Raw genomic sequence first — 23301 nt, forward strand, 5'->3', positions numbered from 1 at the left:
GTTAAAATCGGATAAAGGTATTTACAAGTATGAACAACGGTAATCATATCTCAGAGATCGTTCTTAGCATCGGCGATGCCACCTTTACAAAACTCAAACAACTCAATATTCCGCCCTATCCCAAATATTACCACGACACGTTTGTCGAACTGATGCAAAAAGAGAGCAACGAAGAGCTTTTAGAAATTAGTAAAAAGCATTCATACCTTTTTTCCAATGCGCAACAAGACGCGCAAGTCAGTGAAACGTGCTTCGGGTTGGTCAAAAAAGGGCTTGAAGAGTTTGTCAAAACCAGCGATAACCTTAGATTTATTTCCGATGAAACGGCGATTAATATCGATGCGATTAAAAAAGACTATTCCAGTATCGACACGAATCAAGTTATTCAAGCATTCGACCATTTTCAAACTAAAATTTTAGAAGAGCTCCATGTTGCCGACGATACGATTGCCAAGCTCAAATTGGAAGTGGAACGACTTGAGAGAGAGTCCAATATCGATCCGCTAACCAAAGCCCATAATCGACGCGTTTTGATCAAAGACCTTGAAGAAGTTTTAAATTTCGGTAAAGAAAAAGATATCGACATGCACCTTGTTATGTTCGATGCCGACGATTTTAAAAAAATCAACGACTCTTTCGGGCATATCGCCGGAGATAAAACGTTGATCTTTCTAACCAAATTGATTCAAAACTCCTTGCGCAGAGGAACGCGCATTTACCGTTACGGCGGAGAAGAATTCGTCGTCATTTTAAACCGCATGTCGCACGAAGAAGCGCAAAAAGTCGTCGAACGCATTATCAAAGAGACATGTGAAAGCAAATTGCTTTACAAAAATCACGATATTCACCTAACCTTAAGCGCCGGACTTTGTTCTCACCGCCGTAATATGAGCTCCGAAGAGCTCTTAGACAAAGCCGATAAAGCTCTCTACGAAGCTAAAAACAGCGGAAAAAATTGTTTTAGGAGTGCCCAATAATATGTCGCAAATCGTTTTGTTCGATATCATCAGCCTTGTGCTTGTACTTATTTTAGGAATCAAAGGCATTATTAACGGCTTTATTAAAGAATTTTTCGGTCTTTTAGGTATTATCGGTGGTGTTTACTTCGCATCGCGTTACGCACAAGAAGCGGGAGCGGCGATTAATACGCATATTTACACCTTCGGCAATCAAGCATCGCTTTACCTTTTCGGTTTTATTACCGTCTTAATCGTCTTTTGGACGGCATGTATCTTTTTAGGATACCTCATTGCACATGCGTTAAGTTTAAGCGGTTTGGGAATGCTGGATCGTTTAGCGGGATTTGCGATCGGTTGCGCAAAAATTTTTCTCGTTTTTTCCGTTTTGGCGATTACGCTCAACTCTATCGAGTTTATCAAAACAAAAATCGAACCTTACGTAGGCAACAGCACGATGTTCCCTCTTTTTTTAGAAACCGGACGGGCTATCGTTAAACTGGATACGAAAGAGATGTTAAATTCCATACCGTTAGACAAACAACCCAATCCTTAAAGAGGTCCGCCATGAATTGTACATGTGAAAATTTAGAATACTCTTCTTTACTTGCTTCTTTTAAAGAGTTACTGAAACAAAACGGGCTCAAGTTTACCAAACAGCGTGAAGTCGTTTTGAAAACGCTTTATGAAAAAAATGAACATTTTACGCCCGAAGATCTTTATATTTTTCTTAAAAACAGTTATCCGGAGCTCAATATCGGCATTGCTACGGTTTATCGAACGCTCAATCTTCTTGAAGAATCCAATATGGTCACGTCTCTTTCGTTCGGCGTTGCCGGAAAGAAGTTTGAACTCGCCAATAAGCCCCACCACGATCATATGATCTGCAAACGTTGCGGACTCATTATCGAGTTTGAAAACGACAAAATAGAACAATTGCAACTTGAAATTGCACGAACGCATCATTTTAGGCTCACCAGCCATTTGATGCAATTGCAAGGCATTTGCGAAAAATGCGTTCAAGAGATGAAGTAGAAAGAGGAAAAGATTTGATATTTCAAGACCAATACCAACAACAACGTATCGAAAAGGGTAAAACGCTTTTCGCCTTAGGACACAATCCTTATCGCCACAACGTCGTCAAAGACACCGGAACCAAAGAGTTTTTGGAGTGCTACGAATACGTCATCGAGAGCGAGCTCAAACGCGACGAACATAAAAATAATACCGTCGTAGGACGCATCAAATTTTTGCGCCATATGGGTAAAGCCGCATTTGCGAAGATTGAAGACGAAGACGGCGTTTTACAAATCTATTTTAGCCGCGAATCCATCGGCGAAGCATGGTTTGACGAAGCAAAAAAGCTGATTGAAGTCGGCGATATTATCAGCGTTACGGGCTTTCCGTTCGTAACCAAAACGGGTGAACTCTCCTTACATGTCAAACACTTAGAAATCGCAACGAAATCCATCGTGCCTTTACCCGAAAAATTTCACGGATTGCAAGACAAAGAGTTGCGTTACCGAAAACGTTACCTTGATATGATTATGAACGCCGACGTTCGAAAAACCTTCAAACTTCGCAGCCGTATCGTAAGCGAAATACGCCACTTTTTCGAAGAACGCGACTTTTTAGAAGTCGAAACGCCGATGATGCATCCGATTGCCGGCGGTGCGAATGCCAAACCGTTTATTACCTATCATAACGCCTTGAACGTCAATCGTTATTTGCGTATTGCTCCCGAGCTTTACCTCAAACGCTTGGTCGTCGGCGGTTTTGAAGCGGTCTTTGAGATCAACCGTAATTTTAGAAACGAAGGTATGGATCAAACCCACAATCCCGAATTTACGATGATCGAGTTTTATTGGGCGTACCATAATTACCATGATTTGATGCGTTTAACCGAAGAGATGTTCGACGTCTTGCTTAAAAAATTGAAACTACCGAAAAAATTGCCTTACGGAGATATCGAAATCGATTTTTCAAAACCGTTCCGTAAAATCGCTTTTAGAGAAGCCCTTGTCGAAATCGGCGGTGTTAGCGATGCGATTTTAGACGATAAAAACGCCATTATCGCGTATATCGAAAGTCAAAACTTTAGTGTCGAAAAAAATCTCAGTTTAGGTAAACTATACGAAGAGTTGTTTGACCTATTCGTTGAAGAAAAACTGGTTGATCCAACGTTCATTATCGACTATCCGATTGAAATCAGTCCGCTTGCACGCCGTAGCGAAACCAATCCAAACATTGCGGAGCGTTTTGAACTCTTTATCGCAGGGCGAGAAATCGCCAACGGATTTAACGAACTTAACGATCCTTTGGATCAATACGAACGATTTGCCAAACAGTTACAAGCCAAAAATGCCGGAGACGACGAAGCACACGAAATGGACGAAGACTACGTCTACGCTTTAGGCTACGGCTTACCGCCGACTGCCGGTCAAGGAATGGGTATCGATCGTTTGACGATGCTTTTAACCAACGAACAGTCGATCAAAGACGTCATCTTATTTCCGGCGATGAAACCGCTCGGCGATGCCGATGATACAATGACCACCGAAAAAAAAGAGGAAGAAAAATGAGTATTTTAAAAAGCGTCGATCCCGTTATTTACGATCTTAGCGTGAAAGAGTTACACCGTCAATGCGACCATCTCGAAATGATTGCTAGCGAAAACTTTACCTATCCCGCCGTTATGGAAGCGATGGGCAGCGTTTTTACGAACAAATATGCCGAGGGTTACCCGCATAAACGCTATTACGGCGGTTGCGAGTTTGCCGATGCGATCGAGGAAATTGCGATTGAGCGCGTCTGTAAACTTTTCGGTTGCGCGTATGCAAACGTTCAACCCAATTCCGGTAGCCAAGCCAACCAAGGCGTCTACCAAGCCCTTTTAAACCCGTTTGATAAAATTTTAGGTATGGACCTTAGCCACGGCGGTCACTTAACGCACGGCGCGAAAGTCAGCAGTTCGGGAAAGACCTATTCAAGCTTTTTCTACGGCGTTGAACTGGACGGCCGTATTAATTACGAAAAAGTACGCGAAATCGCCCACATCGTTAAACCGAAAATGATCGTTTGCGGTGCAAGTGCTTATCCGCGAGAACTTGATTTCGCAAAATTTAGAGAAATCGCCGATGAAGTAGGTGCTTATTTATTTGCAGACATCGCGCATATCGCAGGACTTGTTGCCGGCGGCGAGCATCCAAGCCCGTTCCCGCATTGCCACGTTGTGACGTCTACGACGCATAAAACACTTCGAGGACCTCGAGGCGGTATTATTTTAACCAACGACGAAGAGATCGCTAAAAAAATCAATAGTGCCATCTTCCCCGGCATCCAAGGCGGTCCGTTGGTACATGTCATTGCCGCCAAAGCGGTCGGTTTTGCTGAAAACTTGAAACCGGAGTGGACGGCATATGCCAAACAAGTCCGCGCCAATGCCAAAGTCTTGGCGGATGTGCTGATTCAACGAGGTTACGACATCGTTAGCGGCGGTACGGACAACCACTTGGTACTCGTTTCGTTCTTAAACAAAGAGTTTAGCGGTAAAGAGGCGGATTTGGCACTCGGTCGAGCCGGTATCACAGTCAATAAAAACACCGTTCCGGGCGAAACGCGAAGTCCTTTTGTCACCAGCGGCGTTCGTATAGGCTCTCCGGCACTAACGGCACGCGGTATGAAAGAAAAAGAGTTTGAAATCATTGCCAATAAAATTGCGGACGTCCTCGATAATATCAACGACGAAGCCTTACATGTCAAAATTAAAGACGAAATGAAGGCATTGGCAAGCAACTTTATTATTTACGACAGACCAACGTATTAAGGAATCGCATGTACACGATAGACGTCTCCCTCATCAAAATGATTACCGATCATTATTGGATCAAACGCGATGCGATTGTCCAAAAGATCGATTTTGGGGGGAAGGTCTTTTTCGACAAATACGAACGTATCGATCAGCCTTTGAGCAACGCCGTCATTAAAGATCATCTTGACGGAAAGATGACGGTTGCCCATTCGCTGATCAATCGTTTCGATAAAGTCGAAAATATTGTTTTCGATTATAACGGTCGCAACACCGAACGTTTTTGGCATAGGGCACAACTTTTGCTTAGAGAAGAGGGATTTATCAATTTTACGGCCTACAAAAGTAAAACGGAAGGTCATTTACATCTCTACGTACACAAGGGACACACGACCTTGCAAGAGGGGTATCAGATCGCTAAAATGCTCTCGGCAAAGCTTTCGCAAAAACTTCCGCGAGAATGGAGAATGTTTCCGAACCAAGAGCTACCCAAAGAGTTCAATATTTTGGCGTTGCCTTACGATTTGTACCAAAAAGAGCGCGGAGCTTCTTGGTCAAAACATATGTAAAGAGGATCTACGAAGACCTCTTTCATAACCTTTATCGCTCATAAGCATTGAAAGTTTGTGAAAGAAGTCTATTATTCTAAGGAGAAACGATGGAAAATAGAAATGAACTGAGTGATATCGTCCTTGAAAAGGGCGATACGAAAACTCTTAAAATGAAACGTATTTTAATTTTAGTCGCTTTTTTGATCTTGGTTTTTTTGATAGCCCTTGCCAGTATGAAGCTAATGAATAAAGATCAAAGCAAAGATACGTCAAAGTTGATTTTGCCTCCGGAACCGAGCCAAGAAAATCAAATTCCTAAAGACGATCAGCTTTTTAAACAAGTACCGATTATCGAAGAAAACACGGCTAAAAAAGAGAGTTTTGAAGATATGATCAAAACCCTTAAAGAAAAAGAAGCCCAAAAACAAGAGGAAGCTAAAGGCACCGATACTCAAAAAGAGGCAACGACCGTAACGCCGCCGAACGTTCAAGAGAGTAAATTACCGGCGACGGCAAATGCCAAAGCCGCCAAAGAAGAACCGAAAAAAGAGGCACCAAAAGCTGCAACCGCCGCAAGTAAGCCCGCAACAACGGCACCAAGCACGCCGGTTGCATCGTCAAATAGCGGCGGAGCAAACGCGCAAGCGGGTATTTACGTCCAAGTCGGAGCCGTTGCCACGGCACCGGAACAACGCGTTTTAAACGACATCAAATCCAAAGGCTTTGAGTATCGCGTCTATCCAACCGTCGTTAACGGAAACCACGTCACGAAAATTTTGATCGGACCGTACGCCAGCTCCGCCGATGCCGAAAATGCTTTGGTACTCATTCGTTCCAGCATCAATAAAAACGCATTTATTTACAGGGTAAAATAAGGTGCTAACGTCTCGAAAAATTTTATTCGATCAGCTTACGCCGATTACGATTTTTGCTAAATTACAACGCTATTTCGAAGGAGAACTCTGTTTCTTATTTGAAAGTGCCATCAACAATAACGACGGCAACTTTAGCTTTTTATTTATCGGTGCAAGGGAACGTGTGATCCATCAAAACGGACAGAGCATTCATATCGACGAGAACGCGACGACGCATTCTTTGGGAAATGAGCCGTTTAGCTTTTTAAAACAACGTTACGCTAGTATCGATAAAGCGCGCTATCAAACGTATACTAAAGAGCTAGGCGTAGGATTTATCGACGGTTTTATCGGCTATATCGGCTATGACGCCGTTAAACTTTTCGAACCCAAACTCGCCGCTTCGATGGATGCGCTTCGCGACGATTTACAGATTCCCGAAGTCGATTTGATGCGTCCGAAACTCGTCTGTACCTTTTCGCACAAGTCCAATACGCTGATTCTCACGACGTTTTTACCCGAAATTGCCGCACAATTAGGCGCGATTGAAGCAACGCTCAAAGAGCCGCACTATCACATCCCGATTCAAACGGTTCATGTCGATAAGCAAAAAGGGAGTTTTGCTTTTAGCAAAGAGCACTTTTTCGAAATGGTCGAACAATCCAAAGAGATGATTCGTAGCGGAGACGTCTTTCAAATCTTGATGTCCAACCGTTTTACGCACTACGCACATGTCGATCGACTCAGCTTTTACCGTATTTTGCGTCAAAAAAATCCTTCTCCTTACATGTTCTATCTTTCGTATCCTCACTTTGCGATTATCGGAAGTTCGCCCGAAGTGATGGTCGGGCTCAAAGACTCGCGCATTATGCTGCGTCCGATTGCGGGTACTCGAAAACGAGGGGCAAGCTACGAGAAAGATATGGCATACGAAAAAGAGATGCTAAGCGACGAAAAAGAGCGTGCGGAACATTTGATGCTGATTGATCTGGGACGTAACGATCTAGGACGCGTCGCTAAAGTCGGTAGCGTCAACGTTAAAGAGATGATGCGCGTAGAGCGTTATTCTCACGTCATGCATATGGTCAGCGACATCGAAGCGACTTTGGATGAAAAATACGACATGTTCGATCTCTTTGCCGCGACGTTTACCGCCGGAACGATGACCGGAACGCCTAAAATTCGCGCGATGGAATTGATTAGCGCGTTTGAGGGAATTAAACGCAGCTTTTACAGCGGCGCGGCGGGATATTTCGGTTATGACGGCAACATGGACAGCTGCATTATGATTCGTACCGCCTATTTGGACGACGAAAAAATTATTTTTCAAGCGGGTGCGGGCATCGTCGCCGACAGTAAACCCGAGCTTGAGTACCTTGAAGTAACGAATAAACTAGGCGCTATGACCAGCTCGCTCGACGAGCTCAAAGAGTAGTCATGCTTCTTTTTACGCTTTTGGGCAATCCCGTTGCCCATTCTATCTCTCCAAGACTGCATAACAGTGTCTTTAAAGCTTTGAAAATCGACGCTTGCTACGTCCGAAAAGCCGTTGAAAACTCCGAAACTTTACTGCAAACGTTTCGAGAGATGAACCTCTCAGGCGCAAACGTGACCGTTCCGCACAAAGAAGCGGCTTACGCGCAATGCGACGAAGTGCGCGGTTTAGCCAAACAGATCGGCGCGGTCAACACGCTGGTCAGAGAAGGCACGCACGTCATCGGTTACAATACCGACGCGGAAGGTTTTTACATGTCGATTCAAGCATTTAAACCGCTTCGCGACGTTTTAATTTTGGGAGCTGGCGGAACCGCCAAAGCCCTTGCCGCTATTTTGAAAGAGCGCGGAATCAACGTCACGATCCTCAATCGCTCGTATGCACGCTTGGAATTTTTTAAAACACAAGGCTTCAACGTCCAAACATGGGAGACGTTTTCGCCTCAGGCGTACGACCTCATCGTCAACACGACTTCTGCTGGATTGAAAGACGAAGCCCTTCCCTGCCCTTTAGCCTTCTTAGAAACGATCTTACCTCAGGCACGCTTTGCCTACGACGTTATTTACAACAAACCGACGCCGTTTCTCGCTTTAGCCAAGCAAAAAAACCTTACATGTAAAGACGGTAAAGAGATGTTACTCTACCAAGCCGTCCTTGCTTTCGATCTCTTTTTTGCACAACGCTACGATCGTGAAAGCGTCGAAGCACTGATGCGTCCGGTGTTTGATCTCTAAAATAATTTTAGGAGAAACCCTTGCAACTGGAAACGACTTTGAACAACCCTTATGCCCATCATTATCAACTTTTAATTAAAAATATTCTCAATGCACCCATCTATTACAATCCCGAACAAGAGATTGTTTACCGCACGGATACGCGCCTAAGCTACGCACAGTTTAAAGAACGCGTACACCGCTTGGCTAACATGTTAAGTGATTTGGGCATTAAAGCCGGAGACACGGTTGCGGTTATGGACTATGATTCGCATCGCTATTTGGAGTGTTATTTTGCGATTCCAATGATCGGTGCGATTTTACATATGATCAATATTCGCCTCTCGTCAGAGCAAATCCTCTATACGATCGACCATGCCGAAGACGTCATTATCTTAACGCATACCGATTTTTTGCCCGTTTTGGAGCAAATCAAAGGCAGAATCGACGTCAAAGGCTTCATCTTGTTATCCGACGAACCGGAGCTTCCCCAAACATCGCTCAACGTGAAAGGCGAATACGAAACACTCTTGGCAAACAGCGCGCCGCATTTTGATTTTCCCGATTTTGACGAAAACATGCGCGCGACGACGTTCTACACCACCGGAACGACCGGACTTCCCAAAGGCGTCTACTTTACGCACCGACAACTCGTCCTTCATACGCTCGGCGCACTCGCAACGCTTGGAAGTGCGCCCGAGCAAGGGAACTTTCGGCAAAATGACGTCTATATGCCTATTACCCCGATGTTTCACGTTCATGCGTGGGGATTGCCTTATGTTGCGACGATGCTCGGACTGAAACAAGTTTACCCAGGACGCTACATTCCCGACCTGCTTTTAGAGCTGATCGAGAAAGAACATGTAACATTCTCGCATTGCGTTCCGACGATTATGCATATGCTCTTTAATTCGCCGAAAATCAAAACGATGAATTTAAAAGGCTGGAAAGTCATGATTGGTGGAGCAAGCCTTCCCAAAGCTATGTGCCAAGAAGCCCTACGTCTTGGAATCGATATGTTCACGGGATACGGTATGAGCGAAACCTGTCCGATTTTAACCGTTTCGCAACTGACCGCAGAAATGCTTGAACAAGATATGGACGCACAAAGCGACATTCGCATCAAAACGGGACGCCCGATGGGGCTTGTAGAGGTCAATGTCGTCGACGAACAGATGCGCCCGCTTCCAAGAGACGGACACAGCACCGGAGAGATCGTCGTACGCTCGCCGTGGCTAACGCAGGGTTATTTTAAAGATCAAAAAAATTCGGAATTACTCTGGAGCGGCGGCTATTTGCATACCGGCGATATGGCACATATCGATCCTTGCGGCTACGTCAAAATTACCGATCGCGTCAAAGATATTATCAAAGTCGGCGGAGAGTGGATCTCTTCTTTGGAACTTGAAGACATCATCCATCGCCACCCTAGCGTTAAAGAAGTCGCCGTAATCGGGATCGCCGATGAAAAATGGGGAGAGCGCCCTTTAGCACTTGTCGTGGTCGATCCGAATAAAAACATCGACGAAAAAGAGTTGCTTTTTCATGCCAAAGAGTTCATTAAAAAAGGAATCATGGCACGAGAAAGCATGCTTTTAAAAGTTAAATTCGTTGAAAGTATCGATAAAACGAGCGTTGGAAAAATCAACAAACGCGAACTACGCAAGAAATACGCTCCGCCGGTTGCGCAACGCTAAATCTTCGTACGCGCTTCCAAGGCTTTGGATAAAGAGAGCATATCGACGTTTTCAAGATGCACGCCGGTGGGGACGCCTTGCGCGATTTTCGTAAAATGAAGCGCATACACTTTGAGCTTATCTTCGATAAACAAAATCAAGGCGTCGCTCGCCAAAGAGGGTGTCAGAGCGAAGATAACCTCTTTGACGCCTTCTTGGACGATCGATTCCAATTTCAAAAGCGTCTCTTCTTCCATATCGCCTAAGACGAAATAATGCCCGTCGAAGAGTTTATGTTCTTCCAAAACGAAAATATCTTTGGCGCTTTCGACGATGCAAAGCGTTTGAATATCCCGACGTTCGTCCAAACAGATATCGCAAATTTCATGCTCGCTCAAAGCACCGCATCGTTCGCATTTGCGAATCGATTTGACCGCGCTTTCGATTGCGTTGGAAAGTTTCATGGCGGCAAAAGCGTCGTTTAAAACCAGATGGTACGCGAAACGAAGCGCGGATTTTTTTCCGACGGTCGGTAACGACTCGAACGCTTCGACGAGTTTGTTAAACTTTTCCAAACCTCGCATCATCCCCGCACTCCTTTGGAAAAATCGATACTAAACTGATGCAAGCCCTCTTCATACGTATATGCCGCTTCAAGCCCGTGCTGACGAAGAATATTTTGCACGATGTAAAGCCCCAATCCCAAACTGCTTCCGCACGCTTTTGAACCGGAAACAAAAGGTTGAAAATACTCGTTAATCCCCATTTTCAGGGCTTCTCCTTTATTTGCAACGATCAAAGTTTGCTCTTTGGAGCGCAAAAAGAGTGTATGATCCAAGCTATGTTTGAGCGCATTGTCCATCAAGTTTTTAATCGCCAACGCCATTAAATCAAAATCAACCGTCACGAGAAAATCGAACTCTCCTTCGATTTTGATCTGTTCTTCGCGTTTTTTAGCGTCCAACATCAATAAATCCAAGGCCTGATCCACGACGTTGGAGAGTGCAACTTCTTGAAGATGAAGCTCACAACGCTCCGAGGCGATTTGTTCGATCTTCGAAAATTCCGCTATCAGCAAATCCAGCCGTTCAAACACGCCGACCAAACGTTTTTTGGCCGTTTCGTCTTCGAGCATCTCCGTAATAATCCGCCCTTTGCCGATCGGCGTTTTAAGTTCGTGCATAATCGTGCGTAAAAAAAGTTGCCGTGCGCCGATTAGGTCGCGGATTTTCTTTGCCGCGCGATCAAATTCGTTGGCGACTTCGCCGATTTCGTCATGCGAGTTGCTTTTACATTCGATTTGCAAATCACCGCTTGCAAATCGTCTGATTTGAGAACTTAAGGTTTTTAAAGGAGCGATACTTCGGAAAATCGAAACGTACATGTAGAGTAAGATCAGCAAAGCAATCGCGAAAACGAACCATAAACTTTCGTTGAAATTTTTATAGTCTTGACTTTCCAAAAGCACGCTCGATTCGAAATTGTCGATAAAAAGATAATAACGGTCGTTGTAAACGATGGACGAAAAACGGCTAATCGGGGAGAGTTTTTGAAAGATAACGACGCCGCGTTCCAAAACCGAGGTACGAAGGTGCTTGCTCGTCACTTTTTTGAGGCCGAAGTTGTTAAAATACTCTTCTATATCGCCGGGCTGAACGTTATTGCGATACATCACCAACAGGTAATTGACCGATTGGATTTGACGTTGTTTCATATTTTCGAGGTTGCGTTCGCTTTGATGGTCCAAAAGCACGCTAAAAAACATAACCAGCAAAAAAAGCGAAAGAAAGAAGATCGTACTGATCTTCACTAAAATCGAATTTTTGATCATCCGACCAGCTTATAGCCGATGCCCCGCACCGAGTGAATGTGTTCGGGATTTTTAGAATCGTCGTTGATTTTTGTACGAAGTCGCCCGATAATCACGTCCAAACTCTTCGACCCTTTGTCTTTCAGGGATTTGCAGTTATACACCAGCTGTTCTCTGGAAATCGAAAAACCGTTTTGCTTGATCATATAGGAGAGAATCTCGTATTCTGCCGGCGTCAAACTCAAAACTTCGCCTTTAAACGAGATTTCGTGGCGTTTCTCGTCGACGGCGAAGACGCTACTGTTCGCTTGTTCTTCTTGCGTCGTGCTTTTTTTATAGCGGCGAATCAAACTTTGAATACGCGCGTACATCTCTTTGGGGTCGTAAGGTTTGGGGAGGTAATCGTCCGCACCGATTTGAAGACCGATCACTTTATCGCTAATGTCGCTGCGAGCCGAAGAAATAATAATAGGAATGTCGTATTTGGCAACGACCTCTTTACACACTTCAAGCCCGTCCATTCCCGGAAGCGTTAAATCCAAAATCAACAAGTCGTACTTTTTAATTCCGGCACTCAGCCCCAAATACGGATCGGCATAATTAGTAATTTTAATATTGTACTTTGCCAAATACTCGCCGAGCAACTCCGCAAATTCTTCGTCGTCTTCAATCATTAAGACATTAATCATTCGTGTCCTTAATTTTGCTTTTTAGAATTATACAGAATTTTTGCAGAAGAAGGCTTTGTAAAAAGCCTTCTAGAAAGAGCGTGGATTGAGGTCTATTTTTGCGGAGCTTCCGGAACTTTGGGCATCATCGGACGTTGCGGTCGTTCGCTCATGATTTTTTTAAGCTCTGCTCGTTGATCTTTGGTTAAAATCGAAAATGCTTTTTCTAAAAAATCGGCTTCAAGCGTTACGCGTTTGTCGTTCATCTCGTTACGTAACTTAATAAACGCTTTTTTATCGAACGTATCCGCGCTCATCAACTCTTGCATTTTTTGCATGCTTTTAGGATCGTGTAGTTTTGCCATTTCCAGTCTCATTTCACTGCGCAAAACGTTCAATTTATAGCGTTGATCGTCGCTTAAATCCAAACGATCAAACATCATTCCCGCCATCATGCCTCTCTCGCCGCCGTGCATCATCATGCCGCCGCCTTGTTGCATCATCGGGGACATCATTCCCCCTTGCATACCGCCTTGGCATTGGCTACTTCCAAATGCAAATGCACCTGTCGTTCCTAAAGCAACCAACGTTGCTAGGGCTAAAATCGTTCGTTTCATCGTGACTCCTTTAAAAGTTTGATAGTGAAATAGTAATACGCCGCTTTTAACCGTCCTTTAATCGTTTGTTAACCAACCTTAACAACCATAAGTAAGGTATTTTATTAAAAATAATAATGTGATTTTTTCAGGCTAATTTATAAATTTAAAAACTTCTTTTAATGTTTCTATTGATACTATAGCATTGAATCATCATTGGAGGTACATCAATGACTCCTATTCTAAAGCAGTTTTTCATTTTTTTTATTCTTGGTATTGTACCGTCGACACTCTATGCAATTTCAGAAAATCAAGAAAGAGGTATGCCTCCGATCGTTTCCGCATCATGGCTACTCGGACATATTTATGACCAAGATATCGTTATCATCGATTTACGTACTAAAGAAGCTTTTGAACAAGGACATATCAAAGGTGCCGTCAATCTTCCTCCGGCAGAAACTTTATTTACCGCAAATAAAATGCTCCCGAGCCTTGAAGAACTCACAAAAACGTTCGGTAATGCCGGCATTAGCACCAATACGCGTGTCATTGCTTATGATGAAGGTAAATTTATTTGGGCTGCTCGATCCTACTGGATACTAGAAACGTTGGGGCATAAAAAAGTAGCTCTGTTAAATGTCGGCTACGGTAATTGGGAAGGTGTACCTATCCCAACGGAAACTACTTCTTCTCATCCGCTTCCAAAAGTATTTATTCCACAGGTCGACAATACGAAATTACAAACAAAATTAGGAACCTTGGTTTCTATCGGGAATAAAACTATTATTGACGGAAGACAAAGATCTCATTATTTGGGACTAGAATCGAAAGCTAAACATTTCGGCCACATTCCGACGGCACAAAATTATCCATGTACGCAAACCTACGAAGTCACGCAAACCGGCAACAAAATGCGCTCTCTTGAAGAGCTCCGTTTTGTTTATGATCATTTGCCTCAGAATAAAGACATTATTTTATATTGTGACGGCGGTGCCGAATCGGCACTCAATTATATCGTGCTTCAAGAATTAGGCTTTCATGCCGCCGTCTATGCCGGTTCGTGGTTCGAATGGGGAAATGACGACAATGTGCCGATCGAAAATCCGTCCCAAAAATAGCGGTATGTTCATAGCTTGGTGTAAAAAATCCTCTATTTTAAGACGTTTAACCTTTATGATTTTACTGGTAAGTTCAACTACCGGGTTAATTTCATACGGTATTTTTTTATACTGGTATATGCACGAACAAATTGAAGAACATATTACCGTATCGGAAAGTGTTGCCCATGTTCTGAGTCAAGATTTTGCTCGTCTGGTTTTGTTAAAAGACCTCGATACCGCTTCAGATATGAGTACAAAACTTAAAACTTACGCCGACTTAGAGTCCCTTGCTTTATATAACAACGATCAGCACGTCTTATATAGTTATACAAGAAATCCACAAAACTTGAAAATAAAACCGCTTGATGCTTATCACCATAAGGAGATCAATCACCCTTTTCTCGATTTGATTGTCGAAATTAAATACCAGAATATCTCTTTAGGGCATCTGGTGATGCAATTTAAGTTAAAAACCTTACAAGAACTTATTTATCAAAATATTCCTATTCTTTCATTGATCGCTTTTTTCCTCTTTATCCTTTCTCTTGTTCTTGCCGTTATTTTTGCTAAGAAATTTACAAATCCTATCTTGTCCTTAGTAAAATTTTTAGAACATGTTACGCGTTATCATACGTATTCACAGAAGATTACCGTGAATGAAAGGAATGAATTCGGTACGCTGTATCAAGAAGTCAATACCATGTTATCTAGTATTTATGAAGCGAATGCATCTTTAAAAATTGCCGCCGTAGCTTTTGAAACGCCAAGCGGTATGATTATTACCGATTCTCAACAAAATATTCTAAAAGTTAACCGTGCGTTTACGGAAATTACGGGCTATGAAGCAACCGACGTTGTAGGGAAAACACCGGCAGTTCTTAAATCCGGACGGCATAGTGACGATTTTTATCATCAAATGTGGCTCTCGTTAAACAAATATAACGTATGGAACGGAGAGATATGGAATCGCCATAAAAACGGCATGGTCTATCCTGAACACTTGACGATTCAAGCCGTGATAGACGATGAACAAAAAACTTGTTATTACGTTGCTTCTTTTTTAGATCTTACGACCCAAAAACAAACGGAAGCACAAGTAGAATATTTAAAGCATTACGATACGCTCACGGGACTTGCTAACAAAGATTACGCAATTGTTTCGATTCAAGAACTGTTACATTCTCAAAAGCCACCTTTTTTTTATGCACTATTATGTATTAGCTTTAATAACTTTAATACGCTCATCGATGCTTACAATCATATCATTATCGATAAGCTTTTACAATCGATTTCCCAACGTTTAGTCAATGATTTTCCGGAATACTTTTTATGTGCAAAAATTGCATCCGACGAGTTTGCCGTATTTATCCATCATTTGCCGCAAGATAAAACCCTTGCCGAAGAATATACACAAAGGCTCGTTTTGTTGCTTATTTCGTTATTATCAAAACCGTTTTCCATTCACAATAACACGTTATACATGATTCCCTCTATCGGTATTGCTTTAATAGAACATCATTTTCAAGATGTTTCTAAAATCTTTCAGCATGCACAAAGTGCAATGCATATGGCCAAAGATCAAAAAGAGTCTCGTTTTGCCTTTTATACGCAAGAGGCTGAAGCCAAAGCTAAATATGATCTTGAGCTTTACCACGAACTATCTATTGCTCTTGAACAGAACCAATTTAGACTATATTATCAACCTCAATACAACCAAAAACATGAAATTATCGGGGCAGAAGCTCTCATTCGATGGCAGCATCCTCAAAAAGGACTACTACTCCCTTCTTCTTTTATCGAAGCTTGTGAAAATAACGGTTTGATTTTATCGATAGGACAATGGATTTTGCAAGAAGCTTGTCGTTTATTATTATCGTGGCAACAAGATACCCAAACACAAGATTTAGTTCTTGCCGTCAATATCAGTAGCCAACAGTTTGAAGAACACTCTTTTATCGATCGTCTTAAAGCATTGATAGACTATTACACTATTCGACCTTCTACCTTAAAACTTGAATTAACGGAAAATGTTTTAGTCAAAAATGTAAATAACGTTCAACAAAAAATGCATCAAATTCATGACTTGGGCGTTTTGATCTCTTTAGATGATTTTGGGACAGGTTATTCCTCCCTACAATATTTGCGCCGACTTCCTCTCGATCAAATTAAGATTGACCAATCTTTTGTCAAAGACGTACTTAAAAACCGCCAAGATAGTGCACTGATCGAAACAATTTTATCTATCGGGAAAATATACTGTTACGACGTTATTGCAGAAGGCGTGGAAACCAAAGAACAATTTGATTTTTTAGTGACTCTAGGCTGTTGTCAATTTCAAGGATACTATCTCAGTCGCCCTATTGACGAGTTACAGTTTTTCTCTTTATTAACAACATATAAACGAGAAGCTAAGCTTTCTCAGAAATAGAAATTTTCATTCTTAAGAGATACGATACTTTTCATTCATTATGAATCCGACAACCAAAATTTAATCTACTTTTTGGTAAACTTTTTCTCTTCTAAAAAACTTACATGTAAAGAGAATAGACGTGGAATTAGATTATTACGAAGTATTGGAAATTACCCGAAGTGCCGATTCGGGCGAGATTAAAAAAGCGTATCGCAAACTAGCCCTTCAATACCACCCCGATCGCAATCAAGGCGACAAAGCGGCGGAAGAAAAATTTAAAGCCATCAATGAAGCCTATCAAGTTTTAAGCGACGAGCAAAAACGTGCAACCTACGATCGTTACGGTAAAGCGGGACTGGACAGTCAAGGCTTTAGCCACTTCTCCGATATGCGTTACGAAGATATTATGGGCGATTTGGGCTCTATTTTCGAATCGGTTTTCGGCGGAGGATTCGGCGGCGGCGGTTTTGGCGGCGGAAGCAATAAGCAAAGTCGAAAATACAACCTCGATTTGGAAGCCGAAGTGACGTTGGCATTTAACGAAGCGATCTTCGGTACGAAAAAAGAGGTCGTTTTCTCTTATAAAAAACCCTGCGACACCTGCGAAGGCACGGGAAGCAAAGACAAATCCAAAGCGACATGTAAAGAGTGTAAAGGTAAAGGTCAAGTCTTTTACCGCCAAGGTTTTATGACTTTTTCGCAAACCTGCCCCGCATGTAACGGCAAAGGAACGGTCGTCACCAATCCGTGCCCCGATTGTCGCGGCAAAGGATTTAGCCAAGTCGAGGACAAAGTCACCATCGACATTCCCGAAGGTATCGACAATAACAACCGCATTCGCGTCGCCGGACGCGGTAACGTGGACGAAAGAGGAACGAGAGGCGACTTATATATTTTGGTTCGCGTCAAAGAGGACGAACACTTTGTGCGCCACAACGACGACATTTACATCGAAGTGCCCGTTTTCTTTACGCAAGTCGCACTCGGAGAGACGATCAAAATCCCGACGATTCGCGGTGAGACGGAACTGGAACTGCCCATAGGCGCGAAAGATAAACAACAGTTCATCTTTAAAAACGAAGGCGTTAAAAACGTCCATACCCGCCAATTCGGCAGTATGATCGCTCAAATTTCGATTCGTTATCCTAAAAAAATCACGAAAGAACAACGAGAACTGCTTGAGCAGCTGCAAACGGAATTCGGCATCGAGACCAAACAAAAAGATGAAAAATTTGAGAGCGTCTTTGACAAAATCAAAAGTTGGTTTGACTAAAACGATCGAGTACGAGGGTCACGTACTCTCCTACTCTTTGTTCGTTAACCGACGGCTTAAACATCTTTATATTACGATCGACCCTATCAAAGGGGTTATCGTCAAATCTCCTTTTAGCGCCATAGACACGATTGAAACGCTTCTCCTTCAAAAAGCCTCTTGGATTCTCTCCAAACTGCACGCGGCACAAGAACGGACGCACATCGGCCGCTTGCTGGAAAACGAAGGCAAAATCCTCTATTTGGGTGAAGCGATCCTTTTGAGCTCTTTTCAAACGCCCGAACTCTTTTACAAAGAAAAGACTCCGCCGTTGGTGAACCGTCTGGTCGAAGAGTGGAGTTTTCTCATGGGTGTCAAACCGACGAAAGTCAGCTTCCGCCAAGCTAAAAAACGGTGGGGAAGCTGTAGCTATCGCAATGAGCTAAGCTTTAACCTCAGCCTTGCCCAACTGCCCTTAGAGTGCATCGCGTATATCGTCGTTCATGAACTCGCTCATATCACGCACAAGCACCATCAAAAAGCCTTTTGGGAGTGCGTAGCCTCTTTTATGCCGGAGTACAAAAACCACGAGATAACGCTCAAAAAATTTTCGCCCTCGCTGATTTAAAATTACAAAATAAAAACTTTTTAATTTAATATTATAATAATATTATTTGCTCTACAATTTTATTCACATTTTTATTTCAGGGGGCATTATGAAAAAATCTTTGGTTGCGGCATCATTACTCCTCGCGGCTTCTGCCGTTTTGGCAGACTCAAACGCGTGGTTTGTCGGCGGTGAATTTGGGGGTATGAGTATTCACGGAAAAACTTCCGCATCGGAAAGGTCATCTTTTTCCGGCTATTCTTTTCGAGAAGGTAGTTCTTCGGAATCAATCGATACAACGTACGAGGCATTGAAAGTCGGTAAATATTTTGAGTACGGCAGAGTCTACGGAAGCTTTGCCTATCAAAACAAAAAAGAAGATATTAGCTCATTCACGTACGGACTTGCCTACGACTATCTGTTCAGAAATGCTTCCGCGATCACGCCGTTTTTGGGTCTTACCGCTTCATACAGTACGTCAAAAAGCGACAATGATAACGCTAAATTACTCTCAATCGATAAACCCAAAGGGTTCAACTACGGTGTCGAAGCCGGTTTAACGTATGCACTCGGCGCACATACGGAGCTCGAAATCGGCGCGCGCTATCTTTTGAGCGATGTGGACGATACGTTTAACTACGATGACGGCACGACAAACATTCACGTCAAAAGCGAAAATGAACACTTCATTCAATACTATCTGGGATTAAACTACAAATTCTAGCAAACCAAGAGAGATCGCGCAGCCGATCTCTCTTAAGCCGTTACGATACGTATGCCGATTGCCACTAAAACGATGCCTCCTAAGAGTTCTGCTTTACTCTCAAGCCAGTTTCCCGTGAGTTTTCCAACAAAAACGCCTAAAAAGCTCATACAAAAGGTCACGAAACCGATCAATCCGCAGGCTAAAAGCGGATTCATATCCAAAAGCATTAAGCTAAATCCCGCTGCCATAGCATCGATGCTTGTAGCAATCGCAAGCGTTAACATCAATTTATTCGTAATTTTTTGAATTTCCTCTTCGAGGTTCTCTTGCATACTTTCATACACCATTTTGGCACCGATGAGCACTAAAAGAGCAAAAGCGACGTATCGCGTATAGTGATCGATAAATCCCAATAAGCCTTTCCCGCCGATATACCCGATAAGCGGCATTAATGCTTGAAAAATACCGAAGAAAAGCCCCGCTTTGAATGCCAATGCACCGTGCCCCGTCGCTTGTTTCGTTCCCAAGCCGATGGAAACCGCAAAGGCGTCCATGCTCAATGCCAATGCCAACGCAATCACTTCCGTCATTTTAACACTCCCCAATTGGCGCCGATAGCGATCGAAACGTTTAAGGGTACGCGTAAAGCATAAACCTCTTCCATCACATGCCGTGCCTCTTTCGCAAACGTTTCCGCGTGCGCTTCTTTGACTTCAAAGATCAATTCGTCGTGGATTTGCAAGAGCAATTTTGCCTCGTCGTTGACCAACGTCGCCATAATACGATTCATCGCAAGCTTAATCAAGTCCGCGGCACTGCCTTGAAACACCGTATTGACCGCCTCGCGAAGGTATCCGGCATATTGCATCGCATTGGCATGTTCAAAATCAAAAAAGCGTTTTCGCCCCAAAAGCGTCTGAACAAAGCCCTCTTTTTTGGCTTGTTCTTCAATGGAAGCAAGATACTGCTTAATCGTCGGAAACGTCGCAAAATAGCCGTCGATGTAGCTTTTGGCTTCTTTGGTCGTAATGCCGATCGTCTCGGAGAGGCGTTTAGGTCCCATACCGTACAGCAATCCGAAGTTGATACTTTTGGCGATGCCTCTTTTGGCATCCGCTTCCGCTTCGCCGAACAGTTTGAGCGCGGTCTCTTTGTGAATGTCTTTACCCTCTTGAAACGCCCTCACCATTGCCTCATCCCCGCTAAAGTGCGCCAACAAGCGAAGTTCGATTTGCGAATAGTCGATACCGATAAGCACATACCCCTCTTTGGCGACGAAACCTCCGCGTACTTCACGCCCTAAAGCCGTCTTAACGGGAATGTTTTGTAAGTTCGGGTCTTTGGAACTTAGCCTTCCGGTAGACGTACCCGTTTGCATAAACGACGTATGTACCCGACTGCGCGAAGAGGCTTTAGAGAGCTTCAACAACGGTTCGATATAGGTCGAACGAAGCTTATACAACTCTCGATACTCTAAAATTTTGGCGATGCTCGGATGCTTGTCCGAAAGTTCATTTAAAACGTTTTCGTCGGTACTGTAACCCGTTTTAGTCTTTTTGAGCGACGGAAGTCCCAACTGCTCAAACAGTACCGCACCCAGTTGTTGCGTCGAATTGAGATTGAACGTTGCATTGCACAAGGCAAAAATTTCGACTTTCAATGCCTCTATCGCATGGTCGGTTCGTTTCAAAAGCGTCTCAAAATAAGCAGCGTCGACTTGAATCCCCTCTCTTTCCATATGCATCAGCGTTCGAATAAACGGGAACTCCACGTTTTTCGCAAGATCCAACAACGAAGGATCGAGCATCTCTTTAAGCTTCTCAAAAAGCTTTAGGGTCATCCATGCGTCTTCACTTGCGTATTCGCAAGCTTTTTCCAAAGAGACGCCGCTAAAGTTTTCTCCTTTGGCGACGACGTCTTTAAATTTGATCATCTCATGATTGAAAAAACGTTTGGAAAGCGTATCGAGTCCTACGTTACTTTCAGGATTTAAAAGCCATGCCAAAATCATCGTATCGGCATATAGATTCACGTTTTGAAGACCGAAATTGTGCTCAATGACCGCAAGGTCAAACTTCAAGTTTTGTCCGACGATTTTTCGGGAAAGCAGATGCGTCAGTGCCTCTTTTGCCTCTGCATGCGAAATTTGGTTTCCCACGCCCAAATAATGGTGGGCAATCGGCACGTAATACGCTTCTTGCGTATTCACGCAAAACGAAAATCCGACGATGTTGGCGTTGTAAGCATCCAAGGCGTCGGTTTCGGTATCAAACGCAACTATTTCGTCCTCTTCGATGCCTTCAACGACGCGCAAAAGCAATTTAGCGTCGTCCAACAAAATCGGTTTAAACCCTTGCGTCGGAGGCGTTTGCACGCTTACATGTAAGCCTTCCGCTCTCACGCGCGTAAGGATTTGGCGAAGTTCGTATTTTTCCAGTTCTTCCACGATATACGAGAGCGGTTGGGCATCTGGATAGTGAAACGACTCGAACTTATCGGCAATACTCAGCGTATCGTCCAAACAGACCAAACGGCGGCTTAAATAAGCACTTTGCTTGCCCTCTTCCAACATCGTTTTGATGCGCGGATTGGCGACTTTGTCGAGATTGGCGTATACGCCCTCCATCGTCTTAAAATCGTCAAGCAGTTTTTTTGCCCCTTTGGGTCCGATGCCTTTAACGCCGGGAATATTATCGGCGGTATCGCCGACCAAAGAGAGGTACTCGCCGATTTGATCCGGATAAACGCCGAATTTCTCAAAACATTTTTCGGTCGTAATTTCGATCTTTTTCATCGGATCGTAGATGACGACGCGTCCGTCGTCGATCAGTTGGTACAAATCTTTATCGTGCGTGACGATTCGCACTTTGATATCGTGGTGTTTGGCAAATTTAACCGCCGAAGCAATGATGTCGTCGGCTTCAAATCCCTCTTCGCCGTAACTTTTAAATCCCATTTTTTCAATCCACGAAATAGCGACGGGAAGCTGTTTTTTAAAATCTTCCGGTGCTTCGGGGCGATTGGCTTTATAGTTGGGATCGATGTCGTGGCGAAAATTTTTACCTTTGCTATCAAGCGCAAAAAGAACGTAATCGGTATCGTGCTCTTTTTTGAGAGCCGCGATAAAGTGGGCAAAGCCCGTTAAAAGTCCCGTCGGAAAACCTTGGGAATTACGCAATGCGGGAAGCGCATAATAGTTACGAAAAAAAAAGCCGAACGTATCGATAATAGTGAGTGTTTTCACGAAAGAGCCTTTGCATATGGGCGTTTAAAATGAAGCTTTGATGGATTCGACCGCTTCCAAAAACGGTGCGGAATCTAAACCTTCTTTGTTAAGAAGCATAAGTGCTAGATTGATATTGCGTTCGCTCAAAGGCGCGTTAATCGCAACGGCGGTCTTGACGATTTTTAAAGCGATGCTCTGTGCGCGAATCGTCGCGGGTGCATCTTGCGTCCTTTCGGTAAACCGAATGGCTTCGATCATTCGTTTATCGAATTTCCAATGCTCGAAAATCAACGCCGAAACTTCGCTGCTCGTAACACCGACAAACATGTGCTCTACGTCCGCGACGCTTAACGCGTTTTCAAGCTCGGACCGAAACGCATACGTCTCATCGTTTTTTGCGATTTCGTCGGCAATGAGGATTTTACCGCTCTCTTGCAGCAACGCACATAAAAAGAGAAAATCAACGCTAGCCGCATCGACGTTTTTGTACCACTTAGAGATCAACATGCTTTGCATGTGCGAAAGCTGCGCGAACTCTTCGGGCGAAATCGCATACGGTACGAGATCGACGCTTAAGAGTTTTTTGATTGACATGTCAAGTACCAACGAGTGCGTCGTCGACATACCGAAAAGCCCGACTGCTTGTAAGACGCTTTTGATTTCACGGCGAAAACCGTACAAAGGGGAGTTGGCGACTTTGAGAAGATTGGCGATAAGCATCGGGTCTTCTTCGATCAATTTTGCCAAATCGGCGATACTGGCCTGTTCGTCACGAAAAAGCGCATTGATCTGCGTAAACGTTTTGGGTAAAGGAGGTAACGCGCGAATTCGCTCCGCTATTTCTTTTAACATGCCGTCTCTTTCGAAGGATTT

Annotated in this window: 22 protein-coding genes; 15 read left to right on the plus strand and 7 right to left on the minus strand. The window is 43.6% G+C overall.

Features of this window, described 5'->3' with window-relative positions; all coding sequences use genetic code 11:
- Nucleotides 1-29 precede the first annotated feature (29 nt).
- The 10 genes from NL930_RS10025 (at nucleotide 30) to NL930_RS10070 (ending at nucleotide 10074) form a co-directional block, all read left to right on the plus strand.
- Entirely contained in the window at nucleotides 30-977 is a 948-nt protein-coding gene (locus tag NL930_RS10025) for a GGDEF domain-containing protein (RefSeq protein ID WP_039672335.1), read from the plus strand.
- Between the two features lies 1 nt (nucleotide 978).
- The gene (locus NL930_RS10030) at nucleotides 979-1512 is read left to right on the plus strand and encodes a CvpA family protein (protein WP_254376588.1); all 534 of its coding nucleotides are present in this window, start codon (nucleotides 979-981) and stop codon (nucleotides 1510-1512) included.
- Between the two features lie 11 nt (nucleotides 1513-1523).
- A complete protein-coding gene (locus tag NL930_RS10035; RefSeq protein ID WP_254376589.1) occupies nucleotides 1524-1991 on the plus strand; it encodes a Fur family transcriptional regulator in 468 nt (155 codons plus the stop codon).
- A gap of 17 nt (nucleotides 1992-2008) precedes the next feature.
- On the plus strand, nucleotides 2009-3538 hold the full coding sequence (lysS, locus tag NL930_RS10040) for a lysine--tRNA ligase (protein WP_254376972.1): 1530 nt from the start codon (nucleotides 2009-2011) through the stop codon (nucleotides 3536-3538).
- Complete coding sequence (locus tag NL930_RS10045; protein ID WP_041962056.1) at nucleotides 3535-4782, plus strand: serine hydroxymethyltransferase; 1248 nt, start codon at nucleotides 3535-3537, stop codon at nucleotides 4780-4782. The genes lysS and NL930_RS10045 overlap by 4 nt, the downstream gene beginning before the upstream one ends.
- Nucleotides 4783-4790: 8 nt before the next feature.
- On the plus strand, nucleotides 4791-5333 hold the full coding sequence (locus NL930_RS10050) for a DUF1882 domain-containing protein (protein WP_060826479.1): 543 nt from the start codon (nucleotides 4791-4793) through the stop codon (nucleotides 5331-5333).
- An 89-nt stretch (nucleotides 5334-5422) separates the two neighbouring features.
- Entirely contained in the window at nucleotides 5423-6190 is a 768-nt protein-coding gene (locus tag NL930_RS10055) for an SPOR domain-containing protein (protein WP_039672330.1), read from the plus strand.
- 1 nt (nucleotide 6191) lies between these two features.
- Nucleotides 6192-7604, plus strand: coding sequence for a chorismate-binding protein (locus NL930_RS10060; RefSeq protein ID WP_254376590.1), 1413 nt, complete (start codon nucleotides 6192-6194; stop codon nucleotides 7602-7604).
- A 2-nt stretch (nucleotides 7605-7606) separates the two neighbouring features.
- Entirely contained in the window at nucleotides 7607-8398 is a 792-nt protein-coding gene (locus NL930_RS10065; RefSeq protein ID WP_254376591.1) for a shikimate dehydrogenase, read from the plus strand.
- Between the two features lie 20 nt (nucleotides 8399-8418).
- Nucleotides 8419-10074, plus strand: coding sequence for a fatty acid--CoA ligase (locus tag NL930_RS10070; RefSeq protein ID WP_082006829.1), 1656 nt, complete (start codon nucleotides 8419-8421; stop codon nucleotides 10072-10074).
- Here NL930_RS10070 and recR read toward each other — a convergent pair.
- The 4 genes from recR to NL930_RS10090 all read right to left on the minus strand — a co-directional run bounded on the left by recR (nucleotide 10071) and on the right by NL930_RS10090 (nucleotide 13148).
- A complete protein-coding gene (gene recR / locus NL930_RS10075; RefSeq protein ID WP_254376592.1) occupies nucleotides 10071-10640 on the minus strand; it encodes a recombination mediator RecR in 570 nt (189 codons plus the stop codon). The two genes, NL930_RS10070 and recR, sit on opposite strands and share 4 nt — an antisense overlap.
- Entirely contained in the window at nucleotides 10637-11884 is a 1248-nt protein-coding gene (locus NL930_RS10080; RefSeq protein ID WP_254376593.1) for an ArsS family sensor histidine kinase, read from the minus strand. The genes recR and NL930_RS10080 overlap by 4 nt, the downstream gene beginning before the upstream one ends.
- Nucleotides 11881-12552 (minus strand): response regulator transcription factor, encoded by a 672-nt coding sequence (locus NL930_RS10085; protein ID WP_039672326.1) that lies wholly within the window; start codon nucleotides 12550-12552, stop codon nucleotides 11881-11883. Before NL930_RS10085 ends, NL930_RS10080 begins: the two co-directional genes overlap by 4 nt.
- Nucleotides 12553-12644: 92 nt before the next feature.
- Complete coding sequence (locus tag NL930_RS10090) at nucleotides 12645-13148, minus strand: Spy/CpxP family protein refolding chaperone (RefSeq protein ID WP_039672325.1); 504 nt, start codon at nucleotides 13146-13148, stop codon at nucleotides 12645-12647.
- Between the two features lie 209 nt (nucleotides 13149-13357).
- Here NL930_RS10090 and NL930_RS10095 point away from each other — a divergent pair, with 209 nt between their 5' ends.
- The 5 genes from NL930_RS10095 (at nucleotide 13358) to NL930_RS10115 (ending at nucleotide 19220) form a co-directional block, all read left to right on the plus strand.
- Nucleotides 13358-14245 (plus strand): sulfurtransferase, encoded by an 888-nt coding sequence (locus tag NL930_RS10095; RefSeq protein ID WP_254376594.1) that lies wholly within the window; start codon nucleotides 13358-13360, stop codon nucleotides 14243-14245.
- A 55-nt stretch (nucleotides 14246-14300) separates the two neighbouring features.
- Nucleotides 14301-16655 (plus strand): EAL domain-containing protein, encoded by a 2355-nt coding sequence (locus NL930_RS10100; RefSeq protein ID WP_254376595.1) that lies wholly within the window; start codon nucleotides 14301-14303, stop codon nucleotides 16653-16655.
- A 121-nt stretch (nucleotides 16656-16776) separates the two neighbouring features.
- Complete coding sequence (gene dnaJ / locus NL930_RS10105; protein ID WP_039672324.1) at nucleotides 16777-17910, plus strand: molecular chaperone DnaJ; 1134 nt, start codon at nucleotides 16777-16779, stop codon at nucleotides 17908-17910.
- Complete coding sequence (locus NL930_RS10110; RefSeq protein ID WP_254376596.1) at nucleotides 17903-18517, plus strand: M48 family metallopeptidase; 615 nt, start codon at nucleotides 17903-17905, stop codon at nucleotides 18515-18517. Before dnaJ ends, NL930_RS10110 begins: the two co-directional genes overlap by 8 nt.
- 88 nt (nucleotides 18518-18605) lie before the next feature.
- Complete coding sequence (locus NL930_RS10115) at nucleotides 18606-19220, plus strand: outer membrane beta-barrel protein (RefSeq protein WP_254376597.1); 615 nt, start codon at nucleotides 18606-18608, stop codon at nucleotides 19218-19220.
- A 32-nt stretch (nucleotides 19221-19252) separates the two neighbouring features.
- On the opposite strand, the gene NL930_RS10120 is transcribed toward NL930_RS10115, so the two are convergent.
- The 3 genes from NL930_RS10120 to NL930_RS10130 are packed head-to-tail and all read right to left on the minus strand — an operon-like array spanning nucleotide 19253 to nucleotide 23280.
- Complete coding sequence (locus NL930_RS10120; RefSeq protein ID WP_254376598.1) at nucleotides 19253-19792, minus strand: manganese efflux pump MntP family protein; 540 nt, start codon at nucleotides 19790-19792, stop codon at nucleotides 19253-19255.
- Nucleotides 19789-22446 (minus strand): DNA polymerase I, encoded by a 2658-nt coding sequence (gene polA / locus NL930_RS10125; protein ID WP_254376599.1) that lies wholly within the window; start codon nucleotides 22444-22446, stop codon nucleotides 19789-19791. Before polA ends, NL930_RS10120 begins: the two co-directional genes overlap by 4 nt.
- A 24-nt stretch (nucleotides 22447-22470) precedes the next feature.
- Nucleotides 22471-23280, minus strand: a complete 810-nt coding sequence (locus NL930_RS10130) for an HDOD domain-containing protein (RefSeq protein ID WP_254376600.1) — start codon at nucleotides 23278-23280, stop codon at nucleotides 22471-22473.
- Nucleotides 23281-23301 lie beyond the last annotated feature (21 nt).

This window comes from Sulfurospirillum sp. hDNRA2 (assembly GCF_024206095.2).
Lineage (GTDB): Bacteria > Campylobacterota > Campylobacteria > Campylobacterales > Sulfurospirillaceae > Sulfurospirillum.